We start from the raw sequence: 17,727 nt of genomic DNA, 5'->3' as shown, positions 1-17,727 counted from the left end.
TGTTATTCATATAGGATAAAAACCGCGTGACGGAACAGCTTGTTGGCCCGATTATCGAACTGGAGAATGTCCACCTGACCCTTGGGCACGCCGCCTCGCTGGTGCATGTGCTGAAGGGTGTTTCCCTTCAGATAGCGCAGGGCCAGTCGGTCGGCATCGTCGGCCCGTCCGGTTCGGGAAAATCCACGCTTCTGATGGTTCTGGCCGGTCTGGAACATGTCGATAACGGAACTGTGAAGATCGCAGGCCAAACGATCAGCCGGATGGGCGAGGATCAGGCCGCCGCTTTCCGCGGCGCCAATATCGGCATCGTGTTCCAGTCCTTTCACCTCATTCCCAATATGACCGCGCTTGAAAATGTCGCCGTGCCGCTGGAGCTTGCCGGTCGCCGCGATGCATTCGACGTGGCGGAACGCGAATTGCGCGCCGTCGGCCTTGGCGAGCGCCTCACCCATTATCCGTCTGAGCTTTCCGGCGGCGAACAGCAGCGCGTGGCGATTGCCCGCGCGCTTGCGCCGAGCCCCAAAATCCTGATCGCGGACGAGCCGACCGGCAATCTCGACACCGCGACGGGCCGCCAGATTGCCGATCTTCTGTTCGCCAAGCAGCGCGAGAATGGCCTGACCATGGTGCTTGTCACGCATGATCCGGCACTTGCGGCGCGCTGCGACATCGAAATTCCGGTCCGCTCGGGCCGGATCGAGGAGCCTGCACGGGATGGTTCCGTTCTCCGGTCGCTGGCGGCTGGCACATGAGTGCGGCAAGGTCTTTCGCGCTTGCCCTCCGCTTTGCGCTGCGCGAAATGCGCGGCGGGCTTGCCGGTTTCTATATTTTCCTCGCCTGTATCGCGCTTGGCGTTGCCGCTATTGGCGGCGTCAATTCGGTCGCGCGGTCGGTCAGCACCGGCATCGCCTCGCAAGGCCAGAGCATTCTGGGCGGCGATGTCAGTTTTGCGCTCAATCAGCGCGAAGCCACGGTGGAAGAGCGCGCCTTCATCGAAAAACAGGGCAAAATGGCGCAAAGCGCCACCATGCGCTCCATGGCGCGCATGCCGGATGGTTCCGACCAGTCGCTGGTCGAGGTGAAGGCGGTCGATGCGGCCTATCCGCTCTATGGTCAATTGAAGGTCGAGCCGCAGCAATCCCTGGCCGATATGATGGCCGAGAGGGGCGGTGTCTACGGCGCTGCCGTGACACAGGATTTTCTGGACCGGATGGGCCTGTCGCTGGGTGCAAAGGTTCTGCTCGGTTCGCAGGCCTTTGAACTGCGCGGCCTGATCGAGAGCGAACCGGACCTCCTGTCAGCGGGCTTCAATTTCGCGCCGCGCTTCCTGGTGTCGCTGGATGGCCTCAAGGCTTCCGGCCTCATCCAGCCCGGAAGCCTTGTCGATCATATCTACAAGGTCGCCCTGCCGGATGGCGCGCCGGATTCGGCAATTGCCGAAGTCAGGCGTCAGGCCGCCGCCGCTTTTCCCGATGCGGGCTGGAATATCCGCTCCCGCGCCAATGCCGCGCCGGCGCTGAGCGCCAATATCGAGCGCTTCTCGCAATTCCTGACGCTGGTGGGCCTGACAGCCCTGATCGTCGGCGGCGTCGGCGTCGCCAATGCGGTGCGCGCCTATCTCGACGGCAAGCGCGGCGTGATCGCGACCTTCAAGTCGCTCGGCGCGCCCGCGCGTTTCGCCGTGCTGGTCTATCTCACGCAGATCATGGTGATCGGCCTGATCGGCATTGTTCTCGGGCTGATACTGGCGGCGATCATTCCCTATGCCGCAGCAATGGCGCTTGCCGATTATCTGCCGGTCGCCGGTGGCGGCGGTTTCTTCCCCGGCGCGCTGGCGCTTGCCGCTGTCTTCGGCCTCATCACCACGCTTGCCTTCGCCATCATTCCGTTGGGCCGGGCGCGGGATATTCCGGCGACGGCGCTGTTCCGCGAACAGGGTTTTGAGCAGCGCGGCCTGCCGCCGCTGCTTTATCTCGGCCTTGCGGTGCTGCTGATCGCCGCATTGGCCGGGCTGGCGCTCTATGTGGCTTACGACCGGCGCATCGCGGCCATCTTCATCGTCTCGGCCATTGCAGCCTTCGGCGTGCTGCGGCTTGTGGCCGACGGCATCCGCTGGCTTGCCCGCCGGGTCCCGCGCGTGCGTTCGACAGCGCTGCGGCTTGCTATCGGCAATATTCATCGCCCCGGCGCGCTCACGCCCTCCGTGGTGCTTTCGCTTGGCCTTGGCCTCACGCTGATGGTGGCAATCGCGCTGATCGACGGCAATCTGCGCCGCCAGGTGACGGAAAACATTCCGGCACAGGCGCCCGATTTCTTCTTCGTCGATATCCAGAACCGCGACATCGCCGATTTCACCCGGCTGGTCGGCGGCATCGTGCCGGACGGCAAGCTCACCTCCGGCCCGATGCTGCGCGGGCGTATCGTTGCCTTCAATGGCACCAATGTGCGCGACATGAAAATTCCGCCGGAAGCAGCCTGGGTGCTGCGCGGCGACCGCGGCATCACATTTGCCGACAAGGTGCCGGATAATTCGACGCTCAGCGAAGGCGAATGGTGGCCAGCCGACTATAGCGGCGAACCGCTGGTCTCCTTTGCGGAACGCGAGGGCAAGGAGCTGGGCCTCAAGCTCGGCGATACGGTGACGGTCAATGTGCTTGGCCGCAACATCACCGCGAAGATCGCAAGCTTCCGCCAGGTGCAGTGGGAAACACTGGCGATGAATTTTGTCATGGTGTTCTCGCCAAACACTTTTGCCGGTGCGCCCGCGACGTGGCTTGCGACGCTCACCATTCCCGACAGTCAGAAAAACCTTGCGCCCGATGTGCTGCGGCAGGTCACGAAGACATGGCCCGCGGTCACGACCGTCAGCGTGACCGATGCGCTCGATGTCGTCAATGATCTCATCGGCCAGCTTGCCACCGCCATTCGCGCTGCCGCTTCCATTGCGCTCGCCGCTTCTGTTCTGGTGCTGGGCGGGGCGCTTGCGGCGGGCAATCGCGCGCGTGTCCATGATGCGGTGGTGCTGAAGACGCTGGGCGCCACGCGCCGCACGCTGATTATGGCCTATGTGCTGGAATATTTGCTGCTTGGCCTTGCGACAGCGCTTTTCGCGCTCGTCGCGGGCAGTGTTGCGGGCTGGTATGTCGTGGTGGAAATCATGAAGCTGAAAGCGCATTTCCTGCCCAATGTCGCCCTGATGACCCTTGCCATAGCGCTGGTGCTGACGGTCGGTTTCGGCCTCGCGGGGACATGGCGCGTTCTCGGCCAGAAGCCCGCTTACGTGCTCAGAACCGTATGAAACTTTTGTAATGTAAGGCTTAACCCTTTGGATCGCATGGGGAATGCGTTTCGGAAGGCCATTGCGGGCATCACGTTTTTTTACAGGTGGTACTTGTACGGGAGGGTTGAAATCCCCATAATGTCAGGCAGGCATGCTGGGGTCCCGCCAGCGGCGCCTGGCGGCGGATCGGCCTTTTGACCGCCCCGACACCGGACGGGACATGGCAAAAGGATTTAAGTCATGGCTGACTTTCGCAATATTCAGGCGCAGCAGAGGCCGGTAGGCGGCGCTCGCGCCGATGCAGGCATCGACCAGGGCCTGCGCAGCTATATGCTTGGCGTCTATAACATGATGGCTATCGGCCTGGCCGTTACCGGCCTTGCCGCATTCGGCACGGCCGCGCTCGCCCAGTCCAACCCGGCTTTCCAGCAGCTTCTTTTCGCAAGCCCGCTGCGCTGGGTCATCATGCTCGCTCCGCTGGCGGCAGTGTTCTTCCTGAGCTTCCGCATCCAGAACCTTTCCGTCGGCGCGGCACAGGCGATCTTCTGGGGCTATGCGGCGCTCGTGGGCCTGTCGCTCTCGTCGATCTTCATCGTCTTCACGGGCCAGAGCATCGTGCGCACCTTCTTCGTGACGGCTGCATCCTTCGGCGCACTGTCGCTCTATGGTTACACGACCAAGCGCGACCTGTCCGCCATGGGCTCGTTCCTGATGATGGGTCTTTTCGGCCTCATCCTCGCTTCGGTCGTCAATATTTTCCTCGGCTCCACCGCGTTGCAGTTCGCAATCTCGGTGATCGGCGTCCTGATCTTCGCGGGCCTCACCGCCTACGACACGCAGTCGATCAAGGAAATGTACTATGAAGGCGACGCTGCCGACACGCAGGGCCGCAAGATCGTGATGGGCGCGCTGCGTCTCTATCTCGACTTCATCAACATGTTCATGTTCCTGCTGCAATTCATGGGCAACCGTGAATAATCAGGCCGGAACCGGACCGGACAAAGGGCAGCGGAAACGCTGCCCTTTTTGCTTTTGTCCGGCCGTTTCATGATGCATGTTGGAAATGTTTGAACTCATTTTCCGGTTCCTTCCATGCCCGTCATTCGTGATTTCCAGCCTGCCGATATCCAAACCATCACCGCCATCTATAGGGAAGCCGTGCTGACCGGCGCCGGCTCCTATGAAATCGAGCCGCCGACAATGGACGAAATGGCAAAGCGTTTTGCGGCATTTGCGGAGCAGGGCTTTCCGATCCTCGTCGCGGAGGATGGGGGTCGGATTCTCGGCTATGCCTATGCGAGCTATTTCCGCGTCCGGCCAGCCTATCGCTGGCTTGCGGAGGATTCGATCTATATCGCCCCCGACGCGAAGGGGCAGGGCATTGGCAAGCTTCTGCTGCGCGAACTCATCGCGCGGATTTCCGCCCTGGGGTTTCGCCAGTTGCTGGCGGTGATCGGCGACGGCGAGCACAATATCGGTTCGGTGAAGCTGCATGAAAGCCTGGGCTTTACCCATTGCGGCCGCATCGAGGGTTCGGGCTTCAAGCACGGACGCTGGCTGGACACGGTGCTGATGCAATTGCCGCTCAATGGCGGGCGTTCAACGGAACCGGGAACACCGCCGCTTTCATGATACACAATGCAACGAAGGATCAGCTTTCCACGAGCTTGAGGCTCTTGTCGAACACGCGCAGCACGCGCTCCAGCTCATGGCCGCGCTTCATGATGAGCCCGCTTGCGGCGATGACCGAATAGGCGCCCTGTTTCTGCGCCAGTTTCGGATTCTTTTCGATGCGGAAAAGCGGCATCTCGCTTGCGCGGCGAAAGATGGAAAACACGGCGCGGTCAGCCAGATGATCGATGGCATAATCACGCCACGCGCCGGAGGCGACCATGCGGCCATAGATGTTCAGGATCTTGCCGAGTTCATGCCGGTTGAAACTGACGGGAGCCGGTCGGGCACGGTCGAGAGGAACGACCTTCGGCGAAGCAGACGAGGGAGACGGGGATGACAAATCCTCATTCGCTGCGCTTGACGTATCCATTGCCTTCCTTTCAGCCTTTTGCAGAGCGCAAGCCCAGCCGGACAGGCGCGAAAACAAACAGCGCGCGACCATATCGGTATTCGCCGTCAACGATGCCGCGAACCGAGCCGGTGCATGACAACAGGGTGATGCTTTTGTGAAACAATTTCAAGGGGAGGCTGTGGATGCCGGATTTCAACCGTGGTTTCCACCCGGAAAAGCCTCCAACAAATAGGGATGCGGGCTTTATATTAGTAATCACGAAAAGAGAATGCCTGTTTGCAATGGTGATTGCCGGCCACATTTTCGCCTTGTCAGCTTCGCATTCCAGCCTGATTATGGCTTCAGCATCTACACGTTGCCTGAGACGGTTCGGTTCAGGTACGTCCGACCCCAAGCCCCCCGCCCAAAGGACGGCCTGAACCGAACCAACTTTTCCAGCTTGCAACATTCGCCGGGCGTCACGGCGACAATCACCCCGAAATGTTTTCGTTCAACCGCACAATGCGCACCTCTTTGCGCGCCCCTGCGCTCAGAGACTGACAGGTTTCGGCTGCTTGAACATGGCCGCGCCATGGATGGGGCCGAGCGTGTTGTCGTCGCGGGTTTCCTGAAGCACCACCGCGCAGCCCGAAACATCCTTGCGCTTCAGCTCCGAAGCCGGGATCTCGATTTTCAGCGGCTTGCCATCCCACATGCCGATCGTAGTGGTGTCGTGGACCGTGTTGCGATAGGTGACGGTCTGACCGGCATTTTCGCCCTCCGTGATCGGGATAGTCACCGAATCGCGGAAATAGAACAGCACCACATGCACCGGGGCTTTCGGTTTTTCGCCGGCGCCGATGTCGATGGACAGGCGCCCGTCATTGAGCTGTGCGATCGAAACCGGGACATCCAGCGTTTTGGCCCCGACCTGTGTGCGAAGGCTGCCGCTGTCGCGGCCATTCACTTCCGCCGTGCCGTTGATGATGGCCTGTGGCGTATAGATCATGCGGGCATTGAAGGAATTGCGATAGGCATTCTGCCGGTCGGTATTCTCCTGGGTGGCAAGCGTGTCGCGCCAGCCCATATAATCCCAGTAATTGACGTGGAACGACAGTGCCAGAACATTGGGATCGTCGGCATATTTCGCGAAATTCTGGTCAGCCGGGGGGCAGGACTTGCAGCCCTGGCTGGTGTAGAGCTCCAGAACGGCGGTTTTCCTGTTGCTGTCCTGTGCCTTGGCCAGCCCCTGCATGGAGATGCAGCCGGTGAAAGCCAGCCCCAGAACGGCACAGATGCTTCGCCAGCCGGGCAGATACGCACCGGTAAGCCATGGACCTCTCCCATAGAAGGGGGCGTGGAGTATCACTTCGTTTCATCCTGCAATAATTGTCGCTGACATCTATTATGTAAGAAGTTCGACAATCAATAGGAATTCACGTTACGGTGAGAGCCTGATCCAGAACAAAGAAGCCGCCGGATTTCTCCGGCGGCTCCCGATTTCATATCAGCGCCGATCTGATCCAGTCAGATCGAAACGCGCTCTAAGCGGCGAGATCACGCAGAACGGTTTGCAGAATGCCGCCGTTCTTCATGTAGTCGAGTTCATCCAGCGTATCGATGCGGCAGATGAGCGGAACCTTCTTCACCGTGCCGTCGCCATAGGTGATGGAGGCTTCGACCTTCTGGCGCGGGCGCACATCGGCCAGGCCTTCGATGGTGACGATTTCGTCGCCCTTGAGGCCCAGCGTCTGCCAGCTCGTGCCTTCCTCGAAGACGAAAGGCACAATGCCCATGCCGACGAGGTTGGAGCGGTGGATACGCTCGAAAGACTGCGCGATCACGGCCTTGACGCCAAGCAGGTTGGTGCCCTTGGCCGCCCAGTCGCGCGACGAGCCGTTGCCGTATTCGACGCCCGCGAAGACGACGAGCGGCACGCCCTCGGCCTTGTATTCCATGGCCGCGTCGTAGATCGACATTTCTTCCTTCGACGGATAGTGGATGGTGTAGCCGCCTTCACGCCCGTTTTCGCCCAGCATGTGGTTGCGGATACGGATGTTTGCGAAGGTGCCGCGCATCATCACTTCATGGTTGCCGCGACGCGTGCCGTACTGGTTGAAGTCGGCAACGCCGACGCCATGGTCCAGCAGATACTTGCCGGCCGGCGACTGTGCCTTGATGGAACCGGCAGGCGAAATGTGGTCGGTCGTGATCTTGTCGCCGAAGAGGCCCAGAATGCGGGCGCCCTTGACGTCGCCGATCTGACCGGCCGACTTGCCCATGCCGACGAAGTAAGGCGGGTTCTGCACATAGGTCGAGTTGTCGTCCCATGCATAGGTCTGACCGGCGGGAACCTGAACGGCCTGCCAGTTGGCGTCGCCCTTGAACACGTCGGCATATTTTTCCGAGAAAATTTTACGCGTTACGTTCTTGGCGATGAAGTCCTGGATTTCCTGCGAGGAAGGCCAGATGTCGCGGAGATAGACCGGGTTGCCGTCCTTGTCTTCGCCGAGCGGCTCCTTGGTCAGGTCCTTCGTCACCGTACCGGCCAGGGCGTGGGCGACGACGAGCGGCGGCGAAGCCAGATAGTTGGCCTGCACATCCGGCGAAACGCGGCCTTCGAAGTTACGGTTGCCGGACAGAACGGCAGCCGCGATCAGGCCCTTTTCGTTGATCGTCTTGGAGATCGGGGCAGGCAGCGGACCGGAATTGCCGATGCAGGTCGTGCAGCCGAAGCCGACGAGGTTGAAGCCCAATGCGTCGAGATCCTTCTGGAGACCGGCGGATTCGAGATAGGCGGCAACAACCTGGGAGCCGGGCGCAAGCGAGGTCTTGACCCACGGCTTGGTCTTGAGGCCCTTGGCAACCGCGTTGCGGGCCAGAAGGCCGGCCGCGATCAGCACGCTCGGGTTCGAGGTGTTGGTGCACGACGTGATGGCGGCAATGACGACATCGCCATGGCCGAGATCGTAGTCTTCGCCTTCAACGGCATAGCGCGTGGTCTGGCCGGTGGTCTTCTTGTACTCGTTTTCGAGCGAGGTTGCGAAACCGGAGCCGATGTTTTCCAGCGGAATGCGGCCTTCCGGACGCTTCGGACCGGCCATCGACGGAACGACGTCGCCCATGTCGAGTTCGAGAATGTCGGTGAAGACCGGATCGGCTGCACCCTTGTCGCGCCACATGCCCTGCGCGCGGCAATAGGCTTCGACGAGTTCGATGCGATGCTCGTCGCGGCCGGTGGTGTTCATGTAGTTGAGCGTTTCGCGGTCGACGGGGAAGAAGCCGCAGGTCGCGCCATATTCCGGGCCCATATTGGCGATGGTTGCGCGGTCGGCCAGCGTCATGTTTTCGAGGCCTTCGCCGAAGAACTCGACGAACTTGCCGACAACGCCCTTCTTGCGCAGCATCTGCGTGACGGTGAGAACGAGGTCGGTCGCGGTCACGCCTTCCTTGATCTTGCCGGTCAGGCGGAAGCCGACGACTTCCGGCAGCAGCATGGAAACCGGCTGGCCGAGCATGGCCGCCTCAGCTTCGATGCCGCCAACACCCCAACCCAAGACCCCAAGGCCGTTGACCATGGTGGTGTGGCTGTCGGTGCCGACGCAGGTGTCGGGATAGGCTATCGTTTCGCCGTCTTCTTCCTTGGTCCAGACAGCCTGGGCCAGATATTCGAGGTTCACCTGATGGCAGATGCCGGTGCCCGGAGGAACGACGCGGAAGTTCTTGAATGCCTGCTGGCCCCACTTGAGGAAGCGGTAGCGTTCGCCGTTGCGCTGATATTCGAGGTCCACATTGGCCTTGAAAGCGCTTGGATTGCCGAATTCGTCGACGATGACCGAGTGATCGATGACGAGATCGACGGGAACGAGCGGGTTGATCTTTTCCGGGTCGCCGCCGAGAGCCTTGAGGCCGTCGCGCATGGCTGCAAGGTCAACCACGGCTGGAACGCCGGTGAAGTCCTGCATCAGCACGCGCGCCGGGCGGTAGGCGATTTCCGCGCCCGCGGAGCCGCGGTCGTTCAGCCACTTGGCAACAGCTTCGATGTCCGACTTCTTGACGGAGCGGTCGTCCTCGAAGCGGAGCAGGTTCTCGAGCAGAACCTTCATGGAGAAGGGAAGCTTGGAAACGCCTGTCAAGCCGTTCTTTTCGGCTTCCGTCAGGCTGTAATAAACATAATCCTTACCACCCACGGTAAGGGTTTTGCGGCATTTAAAGCTGTCGATGTGCGACACTGCGTTCGTCCTTCATGCTACTGGCCGGAAAACCAGGACGAACGCCTAGGCTAGCGTTTCAAGGACGCGCCAAGGTGCGGGTGCAGTCATTTCCGCTGTCCGTCCCGATGCCTGCGTCCTTAAGGGCAACAGGTTGAGATCGGCCAAAAATGGTTTCCACGCCGACCGCTGGCGTGGTAGCCCTCATATAGAGAGTTTTCTAAAACGATTCCAGACAGAATATCGTGAATACGGCCCCTTGCGGCGAAATGTTGCGATGTGTTTTGGAAGTTGCGGTTCAATCGGTTTGAGTGCGATCCCAAGGAGTGAAAATGCGGCTTGAAGCCGACAAGCTGGCTGGCGAACGCGGGGGCGAAACGATTTTTGCCAATCTGTCTTTCGCCATTGATGCGGGCGAAGCGCTGGTGGTGACGGGGCCCAACGGCTCGGGAAAATCCACATTGCTGCGAATCATATGCGGCCTGCTTCAGCCTGAAGCGGGCAAGGTTGAGCTTCGAGAGGATGGCACAGTGTTGCCGGTGCGCGCCACCTGCCACTATCTCGGCCACCAGAATGCGATGAAACCCGCGCTCAGCGTGCGGGAGAACCTCCTGTTCTGGCAGAAGTTCAATGGCGCCGCGCAAGCGGAGATCGATGCGGCGCTGGAGGCCGTCGATCTGCCCGGTGTGGAGCACCTGCCATTCGGCTACCTGTCGACGGGGCAGAAGCGGCGTGTTTCCATCGCAAAACTTCTGGTGAGCCACCGCCCGCTCTGGATCGTCGACGAGCCGACCGCCGGTCTCGACAAGGCGTCCGAAGCCCGCTTTGCGGAAATCATGCGCGCACATATGCGGGAAGGCGGCATGATCGTCGCCGCAACGCATATTCCGTTGGGACTGGAATCTTTATCCTCGCTCGACATGGCCGCTTATTCACTTGAGGTCGCCTGATGCTGGCGCTTTTCCTTCGCGATCTGCGCCTCAGTTTCCGCGCCGGTGGCGGCGCGCTGATCGGCATATTGTTCTTCCTCGCGGTCATTGCCGTCATGCCGTTCGGCGTCGGGCCTGATCTCAATCTTCTGGCGCGCATTGGCCCCGCCATGTTGTGGATCGGCGCGCTGCTGGCAACGCTTCTGGGGCTCGACCGGCTGTTTCAAGCCGACAGGGAGGACGGCTCGCTCGATCTTCTGCTGATCGGCGCGGAGAGCCACATGCTGGCCTTCACGGTTTTTGTGAAATGCGTGGCCCATTGGGTGGCAAGCGTGCTGCCGCTGGTGGTCGCATCGCCGATGCTGGGCCTGTTCATGAACATGGATGCGACGGCAATCGGCGCGACATCGCTGACGCTTCTGGTGGGAACGCCAGCCATCGCCTTCATCGGCGCGGTGGGGGCGGCGCTTGCCGTGGCGCTGCCGCGTGGCGGGTTGCTGGTATCGGTGATCGTGCTGCCGCTCACCATTCCGGTACTCATTTTCGGTGTATCAGCTTCGCATGGAGCAACGGTAGACAATGCGCCCTTTCTGGCGCCCTTTCTCATCTTGGCCGCTCTCACCCTGTTCTTTGCCGTTCTTGGACCTCTGGCCGCGAGCGCGGCGCTCAAAAGTTCGACCGATTGACGCAGTTGATTACGGTCAATTGAACGGCACGGGGGGGGCAGGTAAATAGAGGCCATGGAAAAAGACATGACCAAAGACGCCGTTAAAACCACGAGCTGGCTCGACCTGGCCAATCCCACGCGGTTCCTTGCCTTTGCGGGCAAGGTCTTGCCGTGGCTGGCCGGGCTTTCGGTGCTGTTTCTGGCGGCTGGTCTTTATATGGTCTTCTTCCTGTCGCCGGAGGATTACCAGCAGGGCATGACGGTCCGCATCATGTATATCCATGTGCCTTTCGCATGGCTTTCCATGATGTGCTACTCGATCATGGCCGTTTCGGCGCTGGGCACGCTGGTCTGGCGGCATCCGCTGGCCGATGTGTCGATCCGCGCCGCCGCGCCCCTGGGCGCTGTCTTCACCGCGCTTGCGCTTGCCACCGGCTCGCTGTGGGGCAAGCCGATGTGGGGCACATGGTGGGTGTGGGATGCGCGGCTGACCTCGGTTTTCGTGTTGTTCCTGATGTATCTCGGCATTATCGCGCTGTCGCGGGCTTTTGCTGATCCGGCAAAAGGCGCCAAGCCCGTGGCCGTGCTCACGCTGGTCGGCTTCGTCAATATTCCGATCATCAAATTCTCGGTCGACTGGTGGAACACGCTGCACCAGCCGGCTTCGGTGTTCCGCATGGACGGCCCCACCATCGATGCATCCATGCTGCGCCCGCTTTTTGTGATGGCTATCGGCTTCTCGCTTCTGTTCTTCACGCTGCACATGATGGCCATGCGCAATGAAATCTGGCGTCGCCGCGTGGCGTCGATGAAGAAACTTGCCGCACGCAATGCCGACCGCAAGACCAAGGCACAGGAGGGCGCGCTATGAATCACTTCGGCTTTGTTCTCGCCTCCTATGGCATCACGGTCGCGGCACTTGTCGTCACCATCGGCTGGATATTGATCGATCAGCGTATCCAGAAAAACGAACTGAAGCGGTTGGAAATGCAGGGCGTTCGCCGCCGTTCCGCAAAATCCCCCGGTAAGGTACAATGACCGAAACGACCGAAAAGCCCGTCGCGCCGAAAAAGCGCTCCACTTGGGTTGCCCTGCTGCCGCTGGCGATTTTCGTCGGACTGACAGCGGTCTTCGCGGTCCAGCTTCTGTCGGGCAAGGACAATACGACGATACCGTCCGCGCTGATCGGCAAGCAGGCCCCGCAGACCAACCTGCCGCCTGTCGAAGGTCTGGTGCGCGATGGCGCGCCTGTTCCGGGCCTCGACAGCGAGGATTTTAAGGGTAAGCTGACGCTGGTGAATGTCTGGGGATCGTGGTGCGTTCCCTGCCGTCAGGAACACCCGCTTTTGATGGAAATCGCCAAGGACGAACGCATCCGCGTGGTTGGCCTCAATTACAAGGACCAGCCCGAAAATGCGCGCCGCTTCCTCGGCGATCTCGGCAATCCCTTTGCCGCTGTCGGCGCCGACCGTGCCGGACGCTCAGCCATCGAATGGGGCGTCTACGGCGTGCCGGAAACCTTCCTCGTCGGCCCGGACGGTAAGATCATCTACAAGCATGTCGGGCCGTTCACGCCGGAGTCGGTGAAGAACGACCTGATGCCGGCGGTGGAGAATGCCATAGGAAAGTAGCAAGACGTCCAAAGCATCGTAGGGATAGATCGTCAGTCTGAAGTGTGCCCTATCGTACTCATATTACTACACACTTAGGTGGGTTATGCGGAATATTGAGCTTCTGAATACCATTTCATGGCATCTTGAATGCATGAAATGGGCTTCTGATACGATTGACAATTTTCGACCGCCTGCTGATCTATTTCAAATGAGAATGCATTATTCCATTTATATCACCAATTTTATGTCAGCTCTAGATATGTTGAAAGAAGTTTTTGGTTCTTCTTTCACTGATGCTCTGGATGAGGCCTTTGAATCGCCGGATACTTCTGGAGATAATATAAGAAGATATTTAAGAGAGCTTAGAAATGGTGTTGTACACCGAGGTGTTGATCCGACCGGCAGCGGCATTGTTGTCGATGGTGTTACTCTTGCTTTAGCCCCTCGTTGCGTGGAAAATCGTGAAGGTACTCGTAGTTTCACTGCTCCGGCTAAATTGTTACGCGATATTTTCATCCATTGCGAAATAAACGCCAAGCCGGTTATAGAATGCTTCCTCAATGAAAATATTACAGAATATAATTCTGTGCCTTCGGCTACGATGCTGGATGAAGTTGTTAGTTCAGTGGAAATCGCGCCGAATATGCCCGATTGGGTAAAGGAGATATCAGTTGGAAGCATTACCTCGGAAATGTTGATGGATGCTAGAAATAATCAGATAAATAAATTACGTAATTTGCTTAAGCCATGGGTTAATAAGTAGATTTTTAAGTAAAATTACAAGTATTATTAATGGAATTTTATTGAGGTGATATTTGCGTGGTATAATGAGTATCGTCATCGAACTGAGGTGGCAAAAAACACTGCTTTTAAATATATAAAGGGCCACAGGTGGCCCTTTATATATTTTAAATATCAATCAATCCGGCAGTTTCCGCACCGCACCCTTGGCAGCACTGGTTGCCATCGCGGCATAAGCCTTCAAGGCGGTGGAAATCTTGCGCTTGCGTTCCTCCGCAGGCTTCCAGCCCTTGGCGTCCTGCTCGGCACGGCGTTCGGCCAGCGTTGCATTATCAACGGCGAGGTGGATCTTGCGGTTCGGAATGTCGATATCGATGATATCGCCTTCGCGCACCAGGCCAATCGTACCGCCTTCGGCTGCTTCCGGCGAGACGTGGCCGATTGAAAGGCCCGAAGAGCCGCCCGAGAAGCGTCCGTCGGTAATGAGCGCGCAGGCTTTGCCCAGCCCCTTCGATTTCAGATAGCTGGTCGGGTAGAGCATTTCCTGCATGCCGGGGCCGCCGCGCGGGCCTTCATAGCGGATCAGCACGATGTCGCCCGGCTTGATCTTGCCGTTCAAAATGCCGAGCACGGCCGAATCCTGGCTTTCAAAGATGCGTGCGGGGCCGGAGAATTTCAGGATGGAATCGTCCACGCCTGCCGTCTTCACGATGCAGCCGTCTTCGGCCAGATTACCGTAAAGCACGGCCAGACCGCCATCCTGGCTGAATGCATGTTCCTTGGAACGGATGACGCCCTTTTCGCGGTCGGTATCGACATGATCGAAACGGCGTTCCTGAGAGAAGGCAACCTGCGTCGGCACGCCGCCGGGAGCAGCCGAATAGAACTTGTGCACCATGTCGCTGTTGGTGCGCGTCACGTCCCAATGGTCGAGCGCCTTGGCAACCGTTTCGCTGTGGACGGTCGGAATGTCCGTCGTCAGCAGGCCTGCCTTGTCGAGCTGGCCGAGAATGCCCATGATGCCGCCTGCGCGGTGCACATCTTCCATGTGAACCGTATTGTTGGCGGGCGCGACCTTGCACAGCACCGGCACGCGGCGTGACAGGCGGTCGATATCGGCCATGGTGAAGTCGATCTCGGCTTCCTGCGCGGCAGCGAGCAGATGCAGGACCGTGTTGGTCGAGCCGCCCATGGCGATGTCGAGCGTCATCGCGTTTTCAAAAGCCGGGAAGCTCGCAATCGAGCGCGGCAGCACGCTTTCGTCGTTCTGCTCGTAATAGCGGCGGGCGAGATCGACAATGAGATGACCGGCTTCCACGAAGAGGCGCTTGCGGTCGGCATGGGTGGCGAGCGTCGAGCCATTACCCGGCAGCGACAGGCCGAGCGCTTCGGTGAGGCAGTTCATCGAATTGGCGGTGAACATGCCCGAGCAGGAGCCGCAGGTCGGGCAGGCGGAGCGCTCGATGGTCTTGACCTGTTCGTCGGTGTAATGGTCGTCGGCGGCGGCAACCATCGCATCCACGAGGTCGAGCTTCTTGACCTGGTCGTCCCAGACGACCTTGCCTGCTTCCATCGGACCGCCGGAAACGAACACGACCGGGATATTGAGGCGCAGCGCCGCCATCAGCATGCCGGGGGTGATCTTGTCGCAGTTGGAAATGCAGACCATCGCGTCGGCGCAATGCGCATTGACCATATATTCGACCGAGTCGGCGATGAGCTCGCGCGAGGGCAGCGAATAGAGCATGCCGTCATGGCCCATGGCGATACCGTCATCGACCGCGATGGTGTTGAATTCCTTGGCCACGCCGCCAGCGCTTTCGATTTCGCGCGCGACGAGCTGGCCGAGGTCCTTCAGATGCACATGGCCCGGCACGAACTGGGTGAACGAGTTCACCACGGCAATGATCGGCTTGCCGAAATCCTCATCCTTCATGCCGGTGGCGCGCCATAGGCCGCGCGCGCCGGCCATGTTGCGACCGTGGGTGGTTGTACGCGAACGATAAGGAGGCATTTTAAAACCTTTTAGGAACTATTCCAATGTGTAACGTCGATATGACAGAACCGTCCCCGCAGAGCAAAGCGCAAATTGCCCCATATTATCAGGGGCTGGTCCATTTGCAGGCTTGCGGACAACGGAAAGGGTTCCGGCGTGCGACAGCTTTCGCAGGCACAGACAAGGCAATCTAGCACGTTATTGTTATAAGGCAAAAGATTTTGCAGCGAAAACGTAACGAAATTGCTTGGCGTTACGATGAGGCGCTGGCCATGGCGCAATCGAGCAGCGCATTTGCCGTTTTCATCCGCTGTTCGGCGGCGGGGCGGAACTCTTCCGGCAGACGGTCTGGATGGTTGCCGGCGGCAAAGCTGCGGCGACGCCGCTGAAGTTCGGCGCGTTTCAGGCCGGGGCGCAGCTCCAGTTCCTGGAGGATCGCATCCGGGGACTGTCTTTGCATGCGTGCTTCTATCGCCTGCCTTTCCGGGTCAAGTGCGGTCTCGGGCGGGGGGGCGATATCGAACAGGCCTTGCAGGCCGTCCCGCTGGCGGGGCGGCATCGGGGCATTGCCCAGATCGGCGGAAAAGACGGCGGAGGCAAAGCCGAATTGCGGATGGCGGCTGTTGTACGCCGGGTCTGCATCGGCCTCGACTTCCTTCAGCACGGTTGCGAAATCGGGAAATGTCGACCGCATCCTGCCCCGTCAAACCATATGCGACGATAGGGCGGAGGCCAGCGCGCGCGTCAGCACGGATGGCGGGATCGGCTTCTGGAAAACCGGCACTTCCGGATAGCGCGCCGCCAGACGGGCGGGCAATCCGCCGCCGGTATGGATGACCACGAATATATCGCGGCTTTTCAGCCGGTCCAGCACCGCTTCCACATCGCCATCGGCAAGGTTCACATCGAGAATGGCTGCGTCGACTTCGTTGCGGTTGATGATGTCGATCGCCTGCCGGACGGTGCCGACCGGACCGAGAACGTTTCCGTTCGCGTCCTCGACAGTCGCGGCGACATCGAGTGCGACGAAAATCTCGTCTTCCACCACCAATACCCGCCGCTGTCCAAGATCGTTCATCACGTGTCTCGCTGCCTCCCTTTTTTTGAGGTGAGCCTTCACGCAGGAAATGCGCGAGCGCAAGCAGAGGTTCCCTTTGCCGACATGATAATTCGTTAATGGTGAATCAAACCTTTACCGGCATGCGGGCGATGAGACGCGTCGGGTCAGAAGGCGGTGAAGGTCAATGTCGTCAGCGAGCGGACAATATTGGGAATGTCGAGGACGTTCTTGGCGATGAACTTGCCGATATCCTGGTCCTCGGCGATGTAGATCTTGGCCAGAAGGTCGAATTCGCCGCTGGTGGAATAAAGCTCGGAGACGATTTCGCGCTGAAACAGCGTGTCGGCAACCTCATAGGTCTTGCCGGGGGTGCACTGCAATTGCAGGAAAACGGGTTTCATGTCTCTTCCTTTCGAGCCAAAAGTGCGAAGCGCCTACGCGGGGAAATCAGCCCACTGGACTGATTTCTGATCCCGCTGCGATGCGTAGGACAATGCATCAAAACAGATAGGTTAGAGCGGTTCCAGCGATTCCGTTTTAACCGGAGCCGCTCTAGAAACACAGAGGGCCCGGTGAAATCAAGCGCGAAAGCATGGGGTGGCTGCGGCGCCGCGTCTCGCGGAGCATGGAGGCGATGAGCCCGAACGGCGACGGCCGGTTTATAAGAAACGACGAATTTTGGGGATGGCGGTTTTTACGGTTGGCCTTCGATAACTTTCCAGTGATGATCCGTACATTGCCGCAAATCATGCCTATGATCGCCGCCGATCATCCGAATGCCGAGGAGTTCCCGAAAATCTCATGAAATTCATGTCTGCTGTGTTGCCCGCGTCTGCTGTTGTCAGTCTCATCTTTCTTGGCTTGACGGTTTACCCGTCTTTCGCGATGAACGCCTCCGAAAAGGCCCAGCTTGAAAAGCTCGACCCGGCGACCCGTCTGGAGCAGCGTTGCGACGTGGAGGCCATGGAGCGCATCACGCGGGAGCAGCACAGGTTTTCGGTCGACAAGGTTCTGGCCTATGCCTTCTCCGATCCGGTGACGAAGAAAAACTCGATCAAGGCCGATGGCGCTGCCTTCCGCAGCCGGGAGCACTGGTACAAGCTATCCTTCGCCTGCAAGACGGATGACGAGCATATCAATATCGTTTCCTTCCGTTACGATATCGGCGATGAGGTGCCCCAGGACCAGTGGGACAGGCATTATCTCGTCCCGTAACAGGGGG

20 protein-coding genes are annotated in these 17,727 nt (G+C 59.4%); 12 read left to right on the top strand and 8 right to left on the bottom strand.

The window, feature by feature from the left end:
* Positions 1 to 26: 26 nt before the first annotated feature.
* The 4 genes from AVM02_RS16715 (at position 27) to AVM02_RS16700 (ending at position 4,915) form a co-directional block, all read left to right on the top strand.
* Entirely contained in the window at positions 27 to 755 is a 729-nt protein-coding gene (locus tag AVM02_RS16715) for an ABC transporter ATP-binding protein (RefSeq protein ID WP_411508040.1), read from the top strand.
* Entirely contained in the window at positions 752 to 3,301 is a 2,550-nt protein-coding gene (locus tag AVM02_RS16710; RefSeq protein ID WP_411508039.1) for an ABC transporter permease, read from the top strand. The genes AVM02_RS16715 and AVM02_RS16710 overlap by 4 nt, the downstream gene beginning before the upstream one ends.
* A 222-nt stretch (positions 3,302 to 3,523) precedes the next feature.
* The gene (locus AVM02_RS16705; protein WP_411508038.1) at positions 3,524 to 4,261 is read left to right on the top strand and encodes a Bax inhibitor-1/YccA family protein; all 738 of its coding nucleotides are present in this window, start codon (positions 3,524 to 3,526) and stop codon (positions 4,259 to 4,261) included.
* Between the two features lie 114 nt (positions 4,262 to 4,375).
* Positions 4,376 to 4,915: an N-acetyltransferase family protein gene (locus AVM02_RS16700; protein WP_411508037.1), complete on the top strand. Its 540-nt coding sequence runs from the start codon at positions 4,376 to 4,378 to the stop codon at positions 4,913 to 4,915.
* A 19-nt stretch (positions 4,916 to 4,934) separates the two neighbouring features.
* Here the strand turns inward: AVM02_RS16700 and AVM02_RS16695 are convergent, their stop codons facing one another.
* The 4 genes from AVM02_RS16695 to acnA all read right to left on the bottom strand — a co-directional run bounded on the left by AVM02_RS16695 (position 4,935) and on the right by acnA (position 9,520).
* Positions 4,935 to 5,327 carry a DUF2794 domain-containing protein gene (locus AVM02_RS16695; protein WP_411508036.1) on the bottom strand — a complete coding sequence of 131 codons (393 nt, stop codon included), beginning with the start codon at positions 5,325 to 5,327 and terminating at the stop codon, positions 4,935 to 4,937.
* A 10-nt stretch (positions 5,328 to 5,337) separates the two neighbouring features.
* Entirely contained in the window at positions 5,338 to 5,757 is a 420-nt protein-coding gene (locus tag AVM02_RS16690) for a hypothetical protein (RefSeq protein WP_411508035.1), read from the bottom strand.
* 81 nt (positions 5,758 to 5,838) lie between these two features.
* A complete protein-coding gene (locus AVM02_RS16685) occupies positions 5,839 to 6,573 on the bottom strand; it encodes a DUF1223 domain-containing protein (protein ID WP_411508062.1) in 735 nt (244 codons plus the stop codon).
* Between the two features lie 259 nt (positions 6,574 to 6,832).
* Positions 6,833 to 9,520, bottom strand: a complete 2,688-nt coding sequence (gene acnA, locus AVM02_RS16680) for an aconitate hydratase AcnA (RefSeq protein WP_411508034.1) — start codon at positions 9,518 to 9,520, stop codon at positions 6,833 to 6,835.
* Between the two features lie 311 nt (positions 9,521 to 9,831).
* Here acnA and ccmA point away from each other — a divergent pair, with 311 nt between their 5' ends.
* From ccmA to AVM02_RS16650, 6 genes are all read left to right on the top strand, one after another.
* Positions 9,832 to 10,449: a heme ABC exporter ATP-binding protein CcmA gene (gene ccmA / locus AVM02_RS16675; RefSeq protein WP_411508033.1), complete on the top strand. Its 618-nt coding sequence runs from the start codon at positions 9,832 to 9,834 to the stop codon at positions 10,447 to 10,449.
* Positions 10,449 to 11,114, top strand: a complete 666-nt coding sequence (gene ccmB, locus AVM02_RS16670; RefSeq protein ID WP_411508032.1) for a heme exporter protein CcmB — start codon at positions 10,449 to 10,451, stop codon at positions 11,112 to 11,114. The genes ccmA and ccmB overlap by 1 nt, the downstream gene beginning before the upstream one ends.
* Positions 11,115 to 11,180: 66 nt before the next feature.
* Positions 11,181 to 11,966, top strand: coding sequence for a heme ABC transporter permease (locus tag AVM02_RS16665; RefSeq protein ID WP_411508031.1), 786 nt, complete (start codon positions 11,181 to 11,183; stop codon positions 11,964 to 11,966).
* Positions 11,963 to 12,133 carry a heme exporter protein CcmD gene (gene ccmD, locus AVM02_RS16660; RefSeq protein WP_411508030.1) on the top strand — a complete coding sequence of 57 codons (171 nt, stop codon included), beginning with the start codon at positions 11,963 to 11,965 and terminating at the stop codon, positions 12,131 to 12,133. Before AVM02_RS16665 ends, ccmD begins: the two co-directional genes overlap by 4 nt.
* Complete coding sequence (locus AVM02_RS16655) at positions 12,130 to 12,726, top strand: DsbE family thiol:disulfide interchange protein (protein ID WP_411508029.1); 597 nt, start codon at positions 12,130 to 12,132, stop codon at positions 12,724 to 12,726. The genes ccmD and AVM02_RS16655 overlap by 4 nt, the downstream gene beginning before the upstream one ends.
* A 133-nt stretch (positions 12,727 to 12,859) precedes the next feature.
* Positions 12,860 to 13,471: a hypothetical protein gene (locus AVM02_RS16650; protein ID WP_411508028.1), complete on the top strand. Its 612-nt coding sequence runs from the start codon at positions 12,860 to 12,862 to the stop codon at positions 13,469 to 13,471.
* 156 nt (positions 13,472 to 13,627) lie between these two features.
* Here AVM02_RS16650 and ilvD read toward each other — a convergent pair whose 3' ends face one another.
* The 4 genes from ilvD to AVM02_RS16630 all read right to left on the bottom strand — a co-directional run bounded on the left by ilvD (position 13,628) and on the right by AVM02_RS16630 (position 16,906).
* Positions 13,628 to 15,463, bottom strand: coding sequence for a dihydroxy-acid dehydratase (gene ilvD, locus AVM02_RS16645; RefSeq protein WP_411508027.1), 1,836 nt, complete (start codon positions 15,461 to 15,463; stop codon positions 13,628 to 13,630).
* A gap of 235 nt (positions 15,464 to 15,698) precedes the next feature.
* A complete protein-coding gene (locus AVM02_RS16640; RefSeq protein ID WP_411508026.1) occupies positions 15,699 to 16,139 on the bottom strand; it encodes a hypothetical protein in 441 nt (146 codons plus the stop codon).
* A gap of 9 nt (positions 16,140 to 16,148) precedes the next feature.
* On the bottom strand, positions 16,149 to 16,523 hold the full coding sequence (locus AVM02_RS16635; RefSeq protein WP_411508025.1) for a response regulator: 375 nt from the start codon (positions 16,521 to 16,523) through the stop codon (positions 16,149 to 16,151).
* 146 nt (positions 16,524 to 16,669) lie between these two features.
* Positions 16,670 to 16,906, bottom strand: coding sequence for an Lrp/AsnC ligand binding domain-containing protein (locus AVM02_RS16630; protein WP_411508024.1), 237 nt, complete (start codon positions 16,904 to 16,906; stop codon positions 16,670 to 16,672).
* A gap of 233 nt (positions 16,907 to 17,139) precedes the next feature.
* Between AVM02_RS16630 and AVM02_RS16625 the strand changes: the two genes are divergently transcribed.
* Both AVM02_RS16625 and AVM02_RS16620 read left to right on the top strand, forming a co-directional pair.
* On the top strand, positions 17,140 to 17,310 hold the full coding sequence (locus tag AVM02_RS16625; RefSeq protein WP_411508023.1) for a hypothetical protein: 171 nt from the start codon (positions 17,140 to 17,142) through the stop codon (positions 17,308 to 17,310).
* Positions 17,307 to 17,720 (top strand): DUF930 domain-containing protein, encoded by a 414-nt coding sequence (locus AVM02_RS16620; RefSeq protein WP_411508022.1) that lies wholly within the window; start codon positions 17,307 to 17,309, stop codon positions 17,718 to 17,720. Before AVM02_RS16625 ends, AVM02_RS16620 begins: the two co-directional genes overlap by 4 nt.
* Positions 17,721 to 17,727: the final 7 nt, after the last annotated feature.

Origin of the sequence: Brucella anthropi (genome assembly GCF_046630315.1) — a bacterium.
Classification (GTDB): domain Bacteria; phylum Pseudomonadota; class Alphaproteobacteria; order Rhizobiales; family Rhizobiaceae; genus Brucella; species Brucella anthropi_A.
This window is presented reverse-complemented; position numbering and strand designations above follow the sequence as displayed.